The organism is Amycolatopsis sp. NPDC058340, from assembly GCF_042723975.1.
Lineage (GTDB): Bacteria > Actinomycetota > Actinomycetes > Mycobacteriales > Pseudonocardiaceae > Amycolatopsis.
This window is the reverse complement of record NZ_JBHXIB010000005.1, coordinates 168,534-185,171: the sequence shown is the minus strand read 5'-3', so window position 1 is coordinate 185,171 and position 16,638 is coordinate 168,534. Positions and strand designations below refer to the sequence as shown.

The following is a 16,638-nucleotide window of genomic DNA, read 5'->3' as shown; positions in this document are numbered from 1 at the left end:
CTGCGCACCGAAAGGAGTAACCATGATCAAGGCACGCGGCCTTGAGCGGCGGTTCCGCCGCAAGGGCCGCAATGGGGGCGAGGTCCACGCCGTCAAGGGCGTCGATCTCGATGTGTCGGCCGGGGAACTGGTCGGCTTCCTCGGACCGAACGGCGCGGGGAAGACCACGACCCTGCGCATGCTGACCACGCTGCTCAAGCCCACCGCCGGCGAGGCGACGGTCGGCGGCTGCGACCTCCTCGCCGACCCGCTGGGGGTGCGACGGCGAATCGGGTACGTCGCTCAAGGCGGCGGCACCGCGCCGGCGAGCAAGGTCGTCGAGGAGATCGAGTTCCAGGGCAGGCTGTACCGGATGAGCAAGGAGGACGCGCTCGCTCGTGGAGCCGTCCTCGCCGAGCAATTGGACCTGGCCGGGCTCGACCAGCGGACGACGGCGACGCTGTCGGGCGGGCAACGCCGCAGGCTCGACATCGCGCTGGGGCTGATCCATTCGCCCGGGCTCGTCTTCCTCGACGAGCCGTCGACGGGGCTCGACCCGCAGAGCCGGGCGAACCTGTGGGACCACATCCGCAGGCTGCGGGACGAGCAGGGAGTCACGGTCTTCCTGACCACGCACTACCTCGACGAGGCCGACGCGCTGTCCGACCGGCTGATCGTCATCGATGACGGGAAGATCGTCGCCGAAGGCACACCGGACTCGTTGAAAGCGAGGGTTTCCGGCGACGGTGTCGTCATCGGGGTCTCACCGGAGTCGGCGGCGGAGACCGCGGAGGTCGCGGGCCGCCTCGAAGGTGCACACGAACTGACGGTCACCGACGGCACCGTGCGTTTCCGGGTGCCGCGCGGGGACACCGCGATGCCCGAATTGCTGCGGGCGCTCGACGCGCGCGGCATCGCGATGACCTCCATGCAGGTGCACCGGCCGACGCTCGACGACGTGTTCCTGACCCTGACGGGCCGGAGCCTGCGCGACGCCGAAGAGGGCGCGCCGACCGACGCCTCGGCGGAGAAGGAGGCCACGCATGTTGCATGACACCTGGTTGATCTTCCGCCGTGACATGCTCGCGGCGTTGCGCAACCCGACGTGGCTCGCGATCGGCATCATGCAGCCGCTCCTCTACTTGTTCTTCTTCGGGCCGCTTCTGGTGAAGGCGCTCAACGCGCAAGGGCTGTCCGATGTGGACGGATGGATGATCTTCACCCCGGCGATCATCGCGCAGCTCGCGTTGTTCGGCAGCTCGTTCGTCGGGTTCGGGCTCCTCGCGGAATTCCGCTCGGGCGTGGTCGAACGCATGCGGGTCACCCCGGTGAGCCGAGTGGCATTACTGCTGGGCAAGGTGCTCGCCAACGCGTTGCAGACCGTCGTCCAGGCCTTGATCATCATCGCGCTGGCATATCTCGTCTTCGATCTGAACGCTCCGTTCAGCGGTGTCGTGCTCAGTCTGGTGATCGTCTTCCTTCTGTCGGTCACGCTGGCGTCGTGCTCGTACGCGCTGGCGCTGACCCTCAAGAGCGAAGACGCCTTCCCTGCTTTGCTCAACGCGGTTCTCATGCCGCTGCTGCTGCTTTCCGGAATCCTGATCCCGATCACCGCGGGCTCGGCGCCGGATTGGCTGTACACGATTTCCCGCATCAATCCGTTCCGGCATGTGGTGGATGTCGAGCGGAACAGTTTCCGCGGCGACTTCTCGATGGACGCGCTGTTCACCGGGAGCGTCGTGGTGCTGGTCATGGCCGTTCTGGCCATCTGGTGGGGCTCGCGGACGTTCCAACGCGAGAACGCCTGAGACACGCTGTACCGAAAGGTCACCTTGCGGCCGCTCCGCGGACGTATGGTGACCTTTCGGTCGTACTGGGGCGAAATTCGAGGCAGGTGGGTTTGCTGGATCCGGAAGGCGAGCACGGCGTCACCCTGTCCCACCGTGAGACGGTGACGGACTGGGCGGCGGTTCGTGGCGCCGATATCCGGTTCGCGTCGGTAACCGTCACCGAAAACACCAACTGGCGGGACGCCGCGGCGGAACGCAATCTGACCGGCGCGCAGCACGCCGGTATCCACACCGGCGCGCGGCACTACGCACGTCCTGGTGCCGTCCATGACCAAGCCGACCATTTCGTGCGGACGGCGAGCGCGCTCGGCGCCTTCGCGCCCGGTTCGCTCGCACCCGCGCTCGAAGTGGAGGCGCCGAGCGTCGACGACCGGTTCATCAAGGCGTGGATCAAACACGTCAGGAATGCGGCGCGCGTCGAACGCGTCCTCGTGTACGCGAGCCTCGACTGCTGGACGAACCGGTTGCGGCCGGACAAGTGGGCGGACAGCGAAGTGGTGTTGTGGCTGGTCAGGCACAACGAGATCCCGGGAAGACCGGGATGGTTCCACTCGCGGCTGGGATTGCATCAGCACGGTTTCGGCGACGGCCTGCCCGGTGTGGACGGACCGATCGCGCAGGACGCCGTGGTCTATCCCTTCAAACTGACCGACGTGCTCTTGTAGTTCCCGCTGCGTGACGGCGGATGTGCATGACGTCACCGCGTGGTCGCGGATCTCACTTTCCGCTGGGCGCGGGTTGCTTTTCCGGCCACCCGGACGGCGACAATGTCGCGTGCGGTTGATGTGCCGGAAGCTGCGGACCGACGTCGGGCCCGAACGGGCACTGGCGGTTCTCGGCGCACGCGCCGAGAAGCTCGGGCTCGCACCGCCCGCCGCGCTTTGCGGAGAGTGGTTCTCTTCCCGCGCGGTCATCGCGCTGAACGCTTCCCTGACTCCGGTCCGTGACGTGGCCGAAGCGTTCTCGATCCCCACTCGGATGCCTGACGTTCGTGACGCGGTGCCCGGCGCGGTCGGGGGCGGCTGGTTCGGCTACCTGGGGTACGACCTGACCGATCCGTCGGGCCGTTCCGGGGAGCTTCCGCCTGCCGCGTGGGGCTGGGTCGACCGGGTTCTCCGGCTGGACGCGAACGGGTCGTGGTGGTTCGAAGCCCTGGTTCCCGACGGTGCTCCGGATCCGGTCGACGAGGTGTCCACGGTGGAATCCGCGCTCGCCGAGCTTCCCGAGGCGACGACCTGGAGTTCCGGTCCGTTGTCACGCCCGCTTCCTTCGGAGCACTACGACGCCGTCAAGGCGTGTGTGCACGCGATCGAGGCCGGCGAGCTTTTCCAGGCGAACATCTGCGCCCGCTTCGGCGGAAGGTTCACGGGCGATCCGATCGCGTTGTTCGCCGAAGGCGTGCGTCGTCTGGGAGCCCGCCGGGCGGCGTTCCTCGCCGGAGACTGGGGCTCGGTCGTCTCGTTCTCTCCCGAGCTTTTCCTTGCCAGGCATGGGCGACGCGTCCGGTCGACGCCGATCAAGGGCACCCTGCCGCGACGGAACCCCGCTGACGAACACCTCGCGCGACGGCTTCGTGAATCCACCAAGGACGTCGCCGAGAACGTGATGATCACCGATCTCGTCCGCAACGATCTCGGCCGGGTGTGCGCCACCGGCAGTGTGCGCGTCCCCGAGCTGCTCGCGGTCCGGCCCGCGCCGGGGGTCTGGCATCTGGAGTCCACTGTGGAGGGATCGCTCGCCGACGGGATCGACGACGCGGCGCTGCTGGCGGCCACGTTCCCACCGGGTTCGGTGACGGGCGCGCCGAAGATCCGGGCGCTGGACCTGATCGCCGAACTGGAGCCCACCGCGCGCGGCGTCTACACCGGCGCGATCGGGCTCGCTTCGCCGATCGCCGGCCTGGAACTGAACGTCGCGATCAGAACCTTCGAAATCCACGAAGGCACGATCGCGCTCGGAGTCGGCGGCGGGATCACCGCCGACTCCGACAGCGACGCGGAATGGCAGGAGTGCCTGCACAAGTCCGCTCCGCTGGAGCGCCTGCTCGGCTAGCTACTTGGTGGGGTCCAGCAGGAGCTTGCCCATCGTGCCGCGCGAGCGCAGGGCCTCGTGGGCGGCGCGCGCGTCGGACAGCGCGTACTCGCCTCCGGCGACAGCGCGGATCCGGCCGGCGAGGGCCAGCTCGAAAAGCTCGTCGAGCGCGCGGCCGAAGACATCGCCAGGGAGTTTGAAAGCGTGCGGCAGCCACATCCCGGCCACGGTGGTGCTGTGCCCGAGGAGGTTGCGGGCTTCGATCGGCTTCGGGTTCTCGCGGCTGGCCATGCCGTAGAACGCGAGACGGCCGAACGGTGCGAGGGCCGCGATGCTCTGGTCCGTGACCGTGCCACCGGTCATGTCGAGCACGATGTCGACGCGTTTGCCGCCGTTCGCCTCGCGGAGCGCGTCGGTCATGTTCTCGGCTCGCGAATCGATGGCGACGTCGGCGCCCAGTTCGAGGGCGAGGGCGCGCTTTTCGTCGCTGCTGGCGGTCGCGATGACCCGGCTCGCTCCCCAGGCTTTCGCCAGTTGCACGGCGATGGAGCCGACCCCGCCCGCGGCCGCGTGCACGACGACGGTTTCGCCGGGTTCGAGGTGAGCGCTCTTGCGCAGCAGAAGCGAGGCCGTGGTCCCCTGGACGATGAAGGAGAGCGCGGTCAGGTCGTCGACGCCGTCGGGAACCTCGTAGCTGGTGACGTCGTCGGCGACCGCGCGCTCGGCATAGCCGCCACCGCCGTTGAGCAGCGCGACGACCCGTTTGCCGTCGGGGGTGCGGCCGACGATTTCGCCGCCGGGGACGAGCGGGAGCTTGCTCGGCGCGAGGTAAGAGTTCTCGGCCTGGTGTGTATCGGCGTAGTTGATGCCGACGCGGTCGACCTCGACCAGCCGCTGACCTGGGCCGGGGACGGGATCGGGAAGGTCGACGAGGTTGAGCACCTCGGGTCCGCCGAACTCGGTCACCTGTACTGCGCGCATCCGCTTCCTCCTCGTCGAGATGAGACATTCTTGCATATGTCTCATGCCTGAGACATCGCGTGATATGTTTCACTCATCGAAACCGCACTCGAACGCCAGCTGACTTCGCCGCGCCCGGACGCCCTGCGCGCGTTCACGATCGCGCGCGCCCGCTTTCTGGAGGGGCGCCGGGTGGACATGGGCGACCTGGCGAGTGAACTGGGGATAAGCCGGGCGACCCTGCACCGATGGGTCGGCGGCCGGGATCAGCTGCTCGGCGAAATCCTGTGGTCGATGACCGTGGAGGTCTTCGAAGCGCGGTCTTCCGGCAAGCTCGGGCGCGGCGCGGAAGGGATCGCGGAACTCGTCGGCACCTTCGTCCGGACTGTGAACGGCTCGAAACCGTTCCGGGAGTTCTTGCGCAACGAGCCCGAGCGGGCGCTGCGGATCCTGACGACGAAGGCCAGCGTGGTGCAGAGTCGCGCGATCGCGAAGATGCGCGAGTTCCTGGACGAAGAGGTCGAGGCCGGGCGGCTCACTCCGCCACTGCCGGTCGAAGACCTGGCTTATCTGCTGGTGCGGATCGGCGAGTCCTTCATCTACACCGATGTCATCACCGGCGACGAACCCGATGCCGGGAAGGCGCACGCCGCCGTGACGGCCTTGCTGTCCTAGCGCTTGCGGGAAGCGAGAACAGCGTCGTAGAGCTCCTTCTTCGACACCCCGGCCGCCTCGGCGACCTCGGCGGCGGCGGATTTGAGGCGTTCACCTGCCGAGACCCGCGAAGAGACCTCCGAGACCAGGTCCTCGACGCTCACCGAGCGCGGCGGCGCGCCCGCCAGAACTACGGTGATCTCGCCTTTGACTCCCTCGGCGGCCCAGGCGGCCAAATCCGGCAGATTGCCGCGTTTGACCTCTTCATAGGTTTTGGTCAGTTCACGGCAGACGGCGGCACAACGCTCGGGGCCCAGCACTTCGGCGGCGTCGGCGAGCGTGCTCGCGAGGCGATGCGGAGACTCGAAGAACACGGCCGTGCGGGGCTCGTCCTTCAGCGAACCGAGCCATTTCGCGCGTTCGCCGGGCTTACGCGGGGCGAAACCTTCGAAACAGAAACGGTCACAAGGCAGGCCGGACAGCGCCAGTGCCGTGGTCACCGCCGACGGGCCGGGCAGACAGGTCACCGGCACGTCCGCCTCGACGCAGGCCGCCACCAGGCGGAACCCGGGATCCGAAACACTCGGCATGCCGGCGTCGGTCACCAAGACCACCGTTTCGCCCGATTGGAGCGATTCGAGCAGTTTCGGCAGCCGGGCGGTCTCGACGTCCTCGTAGAAGCTGACGACACGTCCGACCGGCGAGACATCGAGGGCGGCGGCGAGGGAGCGGAGGCGCCGGGTGTCTTCGGCCGCGATCACGTCGGCCGTCGCGAGGGCTTCGGACAGGCGCGGCGAAGCGTCACGGACGTCTCCGAGCGGGGTGGCTGCCAGCACGAGGCGTCCTTCGGTCATTCCCGAAGGTTAACCGGTTGGCAGATCCGGACACCGAGTTCACTCTTCCGCCCGTAGGATCATGCCCCGTGACCGCACTGCTGACCCGCGACAACGAGAGCGTGCGGCCGGATCCGGTCGACGCGCTCAGGCCACCGAACGACCGGGAGGCCACCCTCCTCGGCCGCGGCATGCCGACGGACCGTCTGCGCGGCTGGATCGTCACGCTGGTGCTGACGCTCATCGGCGGCATCGTCCGGATCCAGAACCTGGGAACGCCCACGGACAAGGGCACCCCGGTCTTCGACGAGAAGCACTACGTCCCGCAGGCGTGGCAGATGCTGCGCAACGGCGGTTACGAGGACAACTACGGCTACGAGCTGATCGTCCACCCGCCGCTGGCGAAGCATCTCATCGCGATCGGCGAGTGGCTGTTCGGCTACAACGCCTGGGGCTGGCGGATCATGCCGGCGCTGGCGGGCACGCTGATCGTGCTCCTCACCATCCGGATCGCCCGGCGGCTCACGCGGTCGACGCTGCTCGGCGCGGTCGCCGGGATCCTGGTGATCAGCGACGGCGTCCTGCACCTGCAGTCACGTATGGGCATGCTCGACATCTTCATCGCGTTGTTCGTCCTCGCCGCGTTCGCCTGTCTGCTGTGCGACCGCGACCAGGTGCGGCAGCGGCTCGCCGTGGCCGTCCGCGAAGGCTGGATCGACGAATCCCGGTTCGGCCCGAAGCTGGGTTTCCGGTGGTGGAGGTTCGCCGGCGGCCTGATGATCGGGCTGACCTTCGGCGTCAAATGGTCGGCGCTCTACTACATCGCCGCGTTCGGGCTCCTCACCGTCTTCTTCGACGTCGCCGCGCGGCGGGCGGCCGGCGTGCAGCGGCCGTGGGTCGGCACGCTGCGCCGTGACGTGCTGCCCGCGCTGTGGGCGATCGTCGTCATCCCGATCCTGGTGTACCTCGCCTGCTACTGGGCCTGGTTCGCGAGCGAGACCGCGACCGACCGCAACTACGTGGCCATCAAGGACATCGACCCCGGTTTCTGGGCCTGGATGCCGCCCGCGTTGCGGTCGCTCGGCGACTATTCGATGAACGTGCTCGACTTCCACGCGAACCTGGTGACGCCCAAGGACAAACCGCATCCGTGGGAGTCGAAGCCGTGGACCTGGCCGATGGGGCTGCGGCCGATGCTCTACGCGTACGCGGGTGGCACGGACGCGACCGGCTGCGGCGAGTCGACGTGCGTGCGGGCGACGATGCTGATCGGGACGCCGGCGATGTGGTGGCTGGCGCTGCCGATGCTCGGCTGGAGCGTGTGGCGCTCGGTCTTCCGCGCGGACTGGCGCTACGCCGCTGTGCTCGTCGGCTACCTCGCCGGGTTCCTGCCGTGGTTCACCAACCTCGACCGCCAGATGTACTACTTCTACGCGACGCCGCTGGCGCCGTTCCTGGTACTCGGGTTGACGCTGGTCCTCGGGCAGATCCTCGGGAGCGCGAAACGCGGATTCGAGCGGCGGGGCACCGGCCTGCTCGTCGTCGCCCTCTACGTGGGGCTCGTCGTGGCCAACTTCGCCTGGTTGTGGCCGATCCTGAACGGCAACGCGATCACGAACGAGCACTGGAACGCCGAGTTGTGGCTTCCGTCCTGGAAGTGACCACGATCGGTTGACCCAAGACCCGGCGAGGCGCCCGGAAGCGGCTTAGACTCCCGTCCGAATTGAGGACTACTGGGGGTCGTCATGTCTCGTTGGCCGTATTTCCTGGCCGTCGCCCTGCTGATCACCGGCTGTTCCAGCGCCATCGACGGGAAGGCTTTCCGCGAGGGCTCTGCACCGGGCGCGAGCGAGGCGAAGTACCCGCGATACGAACCGCCCGCCGACGGGTCGGGTTTCAGTGATCAGGTGCTCGACCAGCCGCTGGCGCTGCCCGCGAAGCGAGGCGAAGAGGGCTGCGACTGGCTCGAGTCGATCAAGCCGGACCTGCAGCCGCTCGGTCTCACAAGCGCCAAGGGGGTGCTCAGCGGCTGCCAGTTCGAGTTCCCGAACAACAAGGGCGCGCAGGTGCACGCCTACAGCCCGTACAGCTGGATCACGCAGGATTCGGCGGTGATGGAGCCGGTGGAGATCGCCGGGATCAAGGGCCGGACCTACGCCTTCGACCCGGAACCGGTGACGTTCTGCTCGGTCAACATGGACGTCCGCGCCTATGCCTCGATCGCTGTCGACGCCTACGACGTCAACAGCGACGAAGCGGGCACTCGCGCCGAGCACTGCGAACTGGCGAAGAAGGTCGCCGAAGTGGTGCTGAAGAAATTCGTTCCGCTCGCCGGTGGCAAACCGGCGCCGAGCACCGTCCAGGAGCCCGCGGCCGAGGTGCTGAAGAACGCGGACATCTGCGAGGTCGTCAAGTTCACTCATACGAACTACGCCGGGGTCAACGCGGGCCGCGAAGGCGCACAGAAGGGCGAGGGGCCGCTCGGGCCGACCTGTACTCACGAGGTCCCGTACGCGAAGGCCGTCGGGATGTACACGACTGGCACCGGCGGTCTCGAAGCCGTGCCGCCCAAGCCGGGCGCGGAGGTGCGGAACGGGCGGTTCGGCACGTTGAAGGCCAGATTCGAGCAGACCGCGGACGCCTGTGCCCTGAGTGTCCAGCTGAGCAACGGCCAAGTCGTTCAGGTCGACTTCGTCGGCAAGAAGAAGGAAGCGATGCCGCGGACCTGCGTCTCGGCCCAGCTCATCTTGTCGGTGTCGATGCTGGGCCTGATCACCGGAGACTCGTGATTTTCCCGATTCAAGTGTGACACTTGCCCCCGAGTTGTTACTCTTCGCTGGTCAACAGCAGCTCTACAGGGGGCATCATGACGATCCGACCGCTCGGAGCGGCCTGCGCGGCCGCGGCGTTGTTCTTGATCGCGGGGTGCGAAGAGCAGACTCCGGGAACCGCGTCGCCGCAGTCCTCGGCCGTTCCGAGCACCTCCGAAGCGCCGGCCACCAGCACGACACAAGCCAGTACTTCGAGGCCTTCGGCGACCGCCTCCTCCGAGACCACCACGCCCGCCGCCGGCGGCGCCGTGGCGCACACGCCGGAAGGGGCCGCGAGCGTGATGGAGGAATACCACCACGCGCTGGGCGCCAAGGACCTCGAAACCGTCTGCCGGATCACCGGGCCGGCGTTCGACGGCGGGATGAAGGAATGCCGTCAACTCACCCCGATGCAGTTCGGGATGCTCTCGGCCGACGACGTGAAGAAGCTGAAGGCCACCCGCGTGGACCGGGCGAAGTTGCAGAGCAAGGGGCCGGACAAGGTCGTCGTCCCCCCGGGCGCGATCGCGCCGCAGATCGCGATGATGGCGGCTCAGCCCAAGACGTTCACCATGGCCTGGCAGGGCGGGACCTGGGTCATCGTCGACTGACGGAGAGCAAGGGACCTTTGCTACCACTTATCTCGATGTCGAGACAAGTGGTAGCAAAGGTCCCTTGCTCTCTTTTCGCAGGTCAGCGCGGGTGACGTTGAGGCTGCGGCTGCTGATGGGGCTGCGGCTGCTGCTGCGGAGGACGGCGCGGCACGATCTGCGTCACCGGACCGTCCGGCGACTTGCCGGCACGAGCCAGCCAGCCTTCGACGTCGCGCCGCACGGCGGTGAGCGTCGGGCGGCGTCGGGGCTCCTGGTCGAGCGACGCGATGAGGATCCGCGCGTGGGCGCTGCGGTTCGGCAGTTTCGACACCGGTTCGGCACGGGCGGCGGCCATCAGCGCGGCCATCGGGGTCTCCCGGGTGCCGCGCGGCGGCTGACCCGAGAGCGCGTAGCTGACCGTCGCGGCGAGCTGCCAGGCGTCCGACGCCGGGCTGGCGGGCGAGCCCATCGCCTGCTCGGGAGCGACGAAGTCCGGCGTGCCGATCATCATCCCGGTCGCGGTCATCTTCGAGTCGCCCTGGCTGCGGGCGATGCCGAAGTCGATCAGGTGGGCGAGCCCGTTGCGGTCGAGGATGATGTTCGACGGCTTCAGGTCCCGGTGCAGCACACCCTTTTCGTGCGCCGCCGCGAGCGCGCCCGCCATGGTCGACCAGAGCCGTCCGGCGGCGATGTCGTCGAGCGGGCCCTGCGAATCGACGATTTCGGCCAGCGAGCGGCCTTCGAGGTACTCCATCACCAGCGCGAGCCCGTCGGGTTCTTCGACGAGGTCGTACACCTTGACACAGTTCGGGTGGTTCACCACGGCCAGCGCACGGGCTTCGCGCTGCATCCGTTCCTCGGTGTCCCGGTCCGGCGCGTGCGCGATCTTCAGTGCGACCGTGCGGTTGAGCTGCGTGTCGACCGCTTCCCAGACGGTGCCGAAGCCACCGTGGCCGAGCCGCCGGACACGCTTGTACCGGCTGCCGCCGGAGTTGCGGGAACCCGGCGGAGGCGGGATCGGGCCCGGGACCGCGGCCAGCGCGGGAGGTTCGGGTGCCTGCGCCAGCGCGGTCGCCGGGTACTGCTTGGCGGGCGGGGGCGGCAGCTGCGGCTGCGGTTTCGGGGCGGGCGGCTCCGGGCGGTACGGCTCTACCTTCTGCCGGGGCTGCGGGTCCGGCCGGTTGATCACCGACCACGGCGGCGGGCCGACCAGCGCGACCGGGATCAGCCCCAGCACACTGAACGGCAGGAACCCGAGCCAGAAGTGCACGGCGGTGTTCGCGCCCATGCCGACGCTCGCCAGCACCATCAGGACGAACGGGATCCAGAAGAACCGCGAAGGCCACTTCGGTCCCCGGCGGAACGCGGTGCGCGCCTGCAGCATCACGAACAGCAGCGACAGCGCGGGCAGCCCGACCAGCAGGATCAGGTAGAAGATGTAACTGAGCTGCATCCCGTTCGGGTAGAACAGGACCTCGTACACGTTCTGACCGCGGCCGAGGTACTCGCTCTGCTTGCCGATCAGCGGGCTGTAGTCGGCGTTGAAGGTCGCCAGGTCACTGCTGGAGAAGCCGGACTTACCGCCCGATTTGGACGCGGCCTCCTGGTACGTCTGCGAAACACCGGTGGCCAGCAGCCACGGCAGCAGGAAGACGGCGACGACGCCGATCCCGCCGAAGACGGACAGGGTCACCACGTCGTAGCGGTTGCCGGTGCCTTTGCGGATGATCGCGACGATCATCGCTCCCAGTGCGGGCAGCAGCGCGACCAGCGCTCCCGCGGTGCTCGTCGCCCACACCCAGTCCCCAGGCCAGATCCCTGGCCCGAACAGGCTGTGCGCGAACGAAAGCAGCGCGCTCGCTAGTCCCATGGACCCTGCTCCCCTCGCTCGTCGAGGCCGTTTCCGGCGGTTTTCCCCCTAGTCCAGCTTAGGACGCTCCATGCCCTCGCAGGGTTGCCGGGTTGTCGCGGGCGTCTCTCCGCCGTTACCACCAGGCATCGGCCGGTCCGGAAGTCCATGATGGTCCCCGTACCCGAACGTGAAGGAGCATTCGATGCACGCCGAGTCGTACCAGCGGAGCCTCGAAGACCCGGAGGGTTTCTGGCTCGAAGCCGCACAGGCCATCGACTGGACCCGCACGCCGACGCGGGCCCTCGACGCGTCGAAAGCGCCCTTCTATCGCTGGTTCCCGGACGGCGAGCTGAACACGGCGTTCAACGCGCTCGACCGGCACGTGCGGGACGGCCGCGGCGAGCAGACCGCGCTGATCTGGGATTCGCCCGTCACCGATTCGGTCCGCCGGTTCACCTACGCGGAACTGCTGGACGAAGTCGCGCGCTTCGCCGGCGCGCTCGCCTCCCTCGGCGTCGGGAAGGGCGACCGCGTCATCGTGTACATGCCGATGGTCCCCGAGGCCGCGGTCGCGATGCTCGCGTGCGCCCGGCTCGGCGCGGTGCATTCGGTCGTTTTCGGCGGTTTCGCGCCCAAGGAGCTCGCGGCACGGATCGAAGACGCGAAACCCAAGGTCATCGTCGCGGCGTCGTGCGGGATCGAGCCGACGCGGATCGTCGAATACAAACCGATCATCGACGAAGCGCTCGCGGGCACCGTCCACCAGCCGGACAAGGTCGTGGTGCTGCAGCGGGAACGCGCTCGCGCCGAGCTGGGTGAGCGCGACGCCGACTGGACCGAACTCGTCGCGAAGGCCTCCCCCGCCGATCCGGTGCGGGTCGCGGCCACCGACCCGCTGTACATCCTGTACACCTCCGGCACCACGGGGAAGCCGAAGGGCGTCGTGCGCGACATCGGCGGGCACGCGGTCGCGCTGGCCTGGTCGATGAGCGCGATCTACGACGTCCAGCCCGGCGACGTGTGGTGGACGGCGTCCGACGTCGGTTGGGTCGTCGGGCATTCCTACATCGTCTACGCGCCGCTCCTGATCGGGGCGACGACGGTCATGTACGAGGGCAAACCGGTCGGAACCCCGGACGCGGGCGCGTTCTGGCGGGTCATCTCCGATCACGGGGTGAAGGCGTTGTTCACCGCGCCGACCGCGTTGCGGGCGATCAAGAAGGTCGATCCGGACGGCGTCGAAATCGAAAAATACCAGCTCAGCGGATTCAAGACGTTGTTCATGGCCGGGGAACGACTCGATCCGGAGACCTATCACTGGGCGCACGAGAAGCTCGGCGTGCCGGTGATCGACCACTGGTGGCAGACGGAGACCGGCTGGCCGATCGCGGCGAATCCGCGCGGACTGGAACCGATGCCGGTCAAACCCGGCTCCGCGACGAAGCCGGTGCCGGGCTGGGACGTGCGGATCCTGGACCAGGCGGGCGACCCGCTGCCCGCCGGGCGTGAAGGCGCCATCGCCATCAAGCTGCCGCTTCCGCCGGGTTCGCTGCCGACGTTGTGGCAGGACGACGAGCGGTATCGCGAGGCGTACCTTTCGCGGTACGAAGGGCACTACCTGACGGGTGACTCCGGATACGTCGACGAAGACGGCTACCTGTTCGTCATGGGCCGCACCGACGACGTCATCAACGTCGCGGGCCACCGGCTTTCGACCGGTTCCATGGAGGCCGTGCTGGCGTCGCACCCCGCCGTCGCCGAATGCGCCGTGATCGGAGTACGGGATCAGCTCAAGGGGCAGCTTCCGCGCGGTTTCGTGGTGCTGAAATCGGGCGCCGACGTCGACGCCGAAACGCTCAAGGCCGAATTGGTCGCGCTGGTGCGGCGCGACATCGGCCCGGTCGCCGCCTTCCGTGACGTGTCCATTGTGGACGCGCTGCCGAAGACGCGGTCCGGGAAGATCCTGCGTAAGACCATGCGCGGTATCGCCGACGGCCGCGACGAGCAGGTGCCGTCGACCATCGAGGACGCGAGCGTTCTCGATGCCCTGAAAGCGGTTCTGCGCGGCGAGTGACCGATGACCGGTACGGCGTACTGGTCCGATCGGGTGTTGTCGCGTTTGCCCTATTGGTCTATACCTTCTCAGGGAAGAGAGTCTCCAGTTATCCGACCGGAGGTGCTCCATGAGTAAACGCCTGTCCAGAACCGTGCTCGGCGTGGCCGTGCTGAGCCTCGTGACGCTCGGACTGCCCGCCACGGCGAGCGCGGGACAGCACGCGAAGGCCGAACGGACCGTCACCGACGTCGTCCCCGCGCCGGTCGACGCGAAATCCGACCCTCGCGCGAACTTCCGTCTCGGCCCCGCGACCGTCATCCGCACCGACCGCGAAGGCAGGCAGGTCGCCGAGTACCTCGCCGGCCTGCTCCGGCCCGCCACCGGCTACCGGCTGCCCGTCGTCAGCGGCCACCGCGGCGGCGGCCCGGCCATCTCGCTCGAAACCGGCCACGCGAGCGGCCGCGTCGGCAACGAGGGCTACCAGCTCAAGGTGTCGCCCTCCGGCGTGACCTTGAAGGCGAACACCGACGACGGCCTGTTCCTCGGCGTGCAGACGCTGCGCCAGTTGCTTCCGTCGGCGATCGAGGCGAAGACCGTCCAGAAGCGTTCGTGGGTGGTTTCGGGCGGCACGGTGCTCGACTATCCCCGCTTCGGCTACCGCAGCGCGATGCTCGACGCCGCCCGCCACTTCTTCACACCGGACCAGGTCAAGCTCTACATCGACCAGATCGCGCAGTACAAGATCAACAACCTCCACCTGCACCTGAGCGACGACCAGGGCTGGCGGATCGAGATCAAGAGCTGGCCGAAGCTGGCGACCGTGGGCGGCCAGACGGCCGTCGGCGGCGCTCCCGGCGGCTACTACACGCAGGAGCAGTACAAGGACCTGGTGCGCTACGCGGCTTCGCGGCACATCACGATTGTTCCCGAGATCGACATGCCGGGGCACACCAACGCGGCCCAGTACTCCTACGCCGAACTGAACTGCGACGGCAAGCCGATACCGCCGCGCACGGATATCGAGGTCGGCTACAGCTCGCTGTGCATCGGCAAGGACATCACCTACAAGTTCGTCGACGACGTCATCCGCGAACTGTCGGCGATCACCCCTGGGAAGTACATCAACATCGGTGGCGACGAGGCGCACTCGACCACGCCGGAGGACTACCAGACCTTCGCCACGAAGGTGCACCCGATCGTCGCGAAGTACGGCAAGACGATCACGGGCTGGCACGACATCGCCAAGACGAATCCGCCGGTTTCGGCCGTCCCGCAGTTCTGGGGCACGACCGGGACGGACGCCGCCGTCGCCGCCGCGGCCGCGCGCGGCAACAAGATCCTCATGTCGCCCGCGAACAAGGCGTACCTGGACATGAAGTACCACCCCGGGACGCCGCTCGGCCTGGACTGGGCCGCGCTGATCGAGGTCAAGGACGGCTACGACTGGGATCCGGCCACCTACCTGCAGGGCGTGACGGAGAAGAACGTCATCGGGGTCGAGGCGCCGCTGTGGTCGGAAACGCTGATCACCAGTGACAACATCGAGTTCATGGCGTTCCCGAGGCTGCCGGGTCACGCGGAGATCGGCTGGTCGCCCAAGGCTTCCCGGAGCTGGGACGCCTACCGGCTCCGGCTGGCGAAGCAGAGCCCGCGGTGGGTTCAGCAGGGTATCGACTTCTACCGGTCCACTCAGGTCGACTGGAAGTAGCGGGCGTTCATCGCGCGGCCGCGGCGTCGAGACGGGCGGTGATGGCGGCCCGAGCCAGTACGTAGGGCTCGGTGCCGCCGAACATCACCGAATCGGCGTTCGCGGCCCGCCCCAGCGCGTTCAGCTCGAAGGCCAGCTGGTTCACATCGACCGACTCACGCAGGTGCCCGGCCTTCCGCGCTTCGACCGCGGTGGACCGGATGAACTGCGCGAACGCCCGGCTCGCGTTCGCGACCGCGTCGTGCACCCGGCCGGTCCGCGCGTCGAATTCGGCGCCGGTGTTGAAGAAGAAACAGCCGCCGGGGAACACGCGGCGTTCCGAGTAGTCGAGCCAGTTCGCGCACAACGCGCGCAACCGCTCGATCCCCTGCTCGACCTTCAGTGTCGGCTCGACGACGTTCTCCGCGAAGATCGCGCTCGCCGTTTCGACGGCCGCGAGCTGCAGTTCCTCCTTGGAGCCGAACAGAGCGAACACCCCGGATTTGCTCAATTCCAATTCGGTGGCGAGCCTGCCGAGGGACAACCCGTCGAGCCCTTCGACGGACGCGATGTCGACAGCACGGCGAAGCACGATCCGCCTCGTCGCGTCACCGCGGGCCACCCGGCCGTCAACCGGCATTCCGTTCCTCTCGCCGCCTCTTCGCCGATTCCAGGCCGTCACGGTACTGCCGGGAAAGCGACGGCGTCGCGAGCACCCGATCCAGCAGCGCCCAATACGCGTCCCGGCGCTCTTCGTCGAGCTGGGCGACGTTGGTGAACGACGCGACGTACACCTCGGCGATCGTCGGGTTCACCGGATCGCGTTCTTCGAGCGTCATACGTCCCGACGTGGGCACCTCGCCCGTCCGCAGCACCCGCAGGTACCAGCCACTGCGGCCGGAATCGATCATCGCCGGGATGACGTCCTTGCGCCCGGTCTTCATCGCGAGCTTGAAGCACGGCGTCCGCGGCTGCGAGACCTGGACCAGCGCGTCTCCCCACGCCCAGACATCGCCGACCCGGACGTCGTACTCGTCGGCGCCCGACACCGAGGCGTTCTCCCCGAAATCACCCGCCGACACCGGGAACCCCTGCTCCGCCCAGGCCGCGTAGTGCGTGGCCGGATAGACGTAGACCGCCTTGTCGACACCGCCGTGGACGGTGCGATCCGCCTGGTCGTCACCGGCCAGGTTGATCTCGTCCAATTTCAGCGACGGCGCGTCCACGCGCGATTTCGCGATGGCGCTGTACACCGGGACGTCGCGCTTCATCCCCAGCACCGACGGCCGCCCGACGAAGACCTCGTTCACTTCGAGAGTGCTCACACCCTAGA

16 protein-coding genes are annotated in these 16,638 nt (G+C 68.0%); 10 read left to right on the top strand and 6 right to left on the bottom strand.

Annotated features, from left to right (window positions below; translation table 11 throughout):
• Nucleotides 1-22: 22 nt before the first annotated feature.
• The 4 genes from ACFWIW_RS09125 to ACFWIW_RS09110 all read left to right on the top strand — a co-directional run bounded on the left by ACFWIW_RS09125 (nucleotide 23) and on the right by ACFWIW_RS09110 (nucleotide 3,881).
• The gene (locus ACFWIW_RS09125) at nucleotides 23-1,033 is read left to right on the top strand and encodes an ATP-binding cassette domain-containing protein (RefSeq protein WP_378367930.1); all 1,011 of its coding nucleotides are present in this window, start codon (nucleotides 23-25) and stop codon (nucleotides 1,031-1,033) included.
• Nucleotides 1,023-1,787 (top strand): ABC transporter permease, encoded by a 765-nt coding sequence (locus ACFWIW_RS09120; protein WP_378367929.1) that lies wholly within the window; start codon nucleotides 1,023-1,025, stop codon nucleotides 1,785-1,787. Before ACFWIW_RS09125 ends, ACFWIW_RS09120 begins: the two co-directional genes overlap by 11 nt.
• A gap of 92 nt (nucleotides 1,788-1,879) precedes the next feature.
• Nucleotides 1,880-2,494: a glycoside hydrolase family 25 protein gene (locus tag ACFWIW_RS09115; protein WP_378368050.1), complete on the top strand. Its 615-nt coding sequence runs from the start codon at nucleotides 1,880-1,882 to the stop codon at nucleotides 2,492-2,494.
• A gap of 109 nt (nucleotides 2,495-2,603) precedes the next feature.
• The gene (locus ACFWIW_RS09110; protein ID WP_378367928.1) at nucleotides 2,604-3,881 is read left to right on the top strand and encodes an aminodeoxychorismate synthase component I; all 1,278 of its coding nucleotides are present in this window, start codon (nucleotides 2,604-2,606) and stop codon (nucleotides 3,879-3,881) included.
• Here ACFWIW_RS09110 and ACFWIW_RS09105 read toward each other — a convergent pair whose 3' ends face one another.
• Complete coding sequence (locus ACFWIW_RS09105) at nucleotides 3,882-4,841, bottom strand: zinc-binding alcohol dehydrogenase family protein (protein ID WP_378367927.1); 960 nt, start codon at nucleotides 4,839-4,841, stop codon at nucleotides 3,882-3,884. It lies immediately after the preceding gene.
• Between the two features lie 177 nt (nucleotides 4,842-5,018).
• Here ACFWIW_RS09105 and ACFWIW_RS09100 point away from each other — a divergent pair, with 177 nt between their 5' ends.
• On the top strand, nucleotides 5,019-5,495 hold the full coding sequence (locus tag ACFWIW_RS09100) for a QsdR family transcriptional regulator (RefSeq protein WP_378368049.1): 477 nt from the start codon (nucleotides 5,019-5,021) through the stop codon (nucleotides 5,493-5,495).
• On the opposite strand, the gene rsmI is transcribed toward ACFWIW_RS09100, so the two are convergent.
• The gene (gene rsmI / locus ACFWIW_RS09095; RefSeq protein WP_378367926.1) at nucleotides 5,492-6,328 is read right to left on the bottom strand and encodes a 16S rRNA (cytidine(1402)-2'-O)-methyltransferase; all 837 of its coding nucleotides are present in this window, start codon (nucleotides 6,326-6,328) and stop codon (nucleotides 5,492-5,494) included. The two genes, ACFWIW_RS09100 and rsmI, sit on opposite strands and share 4 nt — an antisense overlap.
• 68 nt (nucleotides 6,329-6,396) lie before the next feature.
• On the opposite strand from rsmI, the gene ACFWIW_RS09090 reads away from it, so the two are divergent.
• Together ACFWIW_RS09090 and ACFWIW_RS09085 are read left to right on the top strand one after the other, a co-directional pair.
• A complete protein-coding gene (locus tag ACFWIW_RS09090) occupies nucleotides 6,397-7,968 on the top strand; it encodes a dolichyl-phosphate-mannose--protein mannosyltransferase (RefSeq protein WP_378367925.1) in 1,572 nt (523 codons plus the stop codon).
• Nucleotides 7,969-8,052: 84 nt separating this feature from the next.
• Entirely contained in the window at nucleotides 8,053-9,096 is a 1,044-nt protein-coding gene (locus ACFWIW_RS09085) for a hypothetical protein (protein WP_378367924.1), read from the top strand.
• Between the two features lie 37 nt (nucleotides 9,097-9,133).
• Here the strand turns inward: ACFWIW_RS09085 and ACFWIW_RS09080 are convergent, their stop codons facing one another.
• A complete protein-coding gene (locus ACFWIW_RS09080; RefSeq protein ID WP_378367923.1) occupies nucleotides 9,134-9,397 on the bottom strand; it encodes a hypothetical protein in 264 nt (87 codons plus the stop codon).
• Nucleotides 9,398-9,419: 22 nt separating this feature from the next.
• Between ACFWIW_RS09080 and ACFWIW_RS09075 the strand changes: the two genes are divergently transcribed.
• The gene (locus tag ACFWIW_RS09075; RefSeq protein WP_378367922.1) at nucleotides 9,420-9,728 is read left to right on the top strand and encodes a hypothetical protein; all 309 of its coding nucleotides are present in this window, start codon (nucleotides 9,420-9,422) and stop codon (nucleotides 9,726-9,728) included.
• 82 nt (nucleotides 9,729-9,810) lie between these two features.
• Here ACFWIW_RS09075 and ACFWIW_RS09070 read toward each other — a convergent pair whose 3' ends face one another.
• A complete protein-coding gene (locus tag ACFWIW_RS09070) occupies nucleotides 9,811-11,580 on the bottom strand; it encodes a serine/threonine-protein kinase (RefSeq protein WP_378367921.1) in 1,770 nt (589 codons plus the stop codon).
• 184 nt (nucleotides 11,581-11,764) lie between these two features.
• Between ACFWIW_RS09070 and ACFWIW_RS09065 the strand changes: the two genes are divergently transcribed.
• Nucleotides 11,765-13,636 (top strand): propionyl-CoA synthetase, encoded by a 1,872-nt coding sequence (locus ACFWIW_RS09065; RefSeq protein ID WP_378367920.1) that lies wholly within the window; start codon nucleotides 11,765-11,767, stop codon nucleotides 13,634-13,636.
• A gap of 109 nt (nucleotides 13,637-13,745) precedes the next feature.
• Nucleotides 13,746-15,326 carry a beta-N-acetylhexosaminidase gene (locus ACFWIW_RS09060; protein WP_378367919.1) on the top strand — a complete coding sequence of 527 codons (1,581 nt, stop codon included), beginning with the start codon at nucleotides 13,746-13,748 and terminating at the stop codon, nucleotides 15,324-15,326.
• Between the two features lie 7 nt (nucleotides 15,327-15,333).
• Here ACFWIW_RS09060 and ACFWIW_RS09055 read toward each other — a convergent pair whose 3' ends face one another.
• Together ACFWIW_RS09055 and ACFWIW_RS09050 are read right to left on the bottom strand one after the other, a co-directional pair.
• Nucleotides 15,334-15,945 carry a TetR/AcrR family transcriptional regulator gene (locus ACFWIW_RS09055; protein WP_378367918.1) on the bottom strand — a complete coding sequence of 204 codons (612 nt, stop codon included), beginning with the start codon at nucleotides 15,943-15,945 and terminating at the stop codon, nucleotides 15,334-15,336.
• A complete protein-coding gene (locus ACFWIW_RS09050) occupies nucleotides 15,935-16,630 on the bottom strand; it encodes an MOSC domain-containing protein (protein WP_378367917.1) in 696 nt (231 codons plus the stop codon). The genes ACFWIW_RS09055 and ACFWIW_RS09050 overlap by 11 nt, the downstream gene beginning before the upstream one ends.
• Between the last annotated feature and the right edge of the window lie 8 nt (nucleotides 16,631-16,638).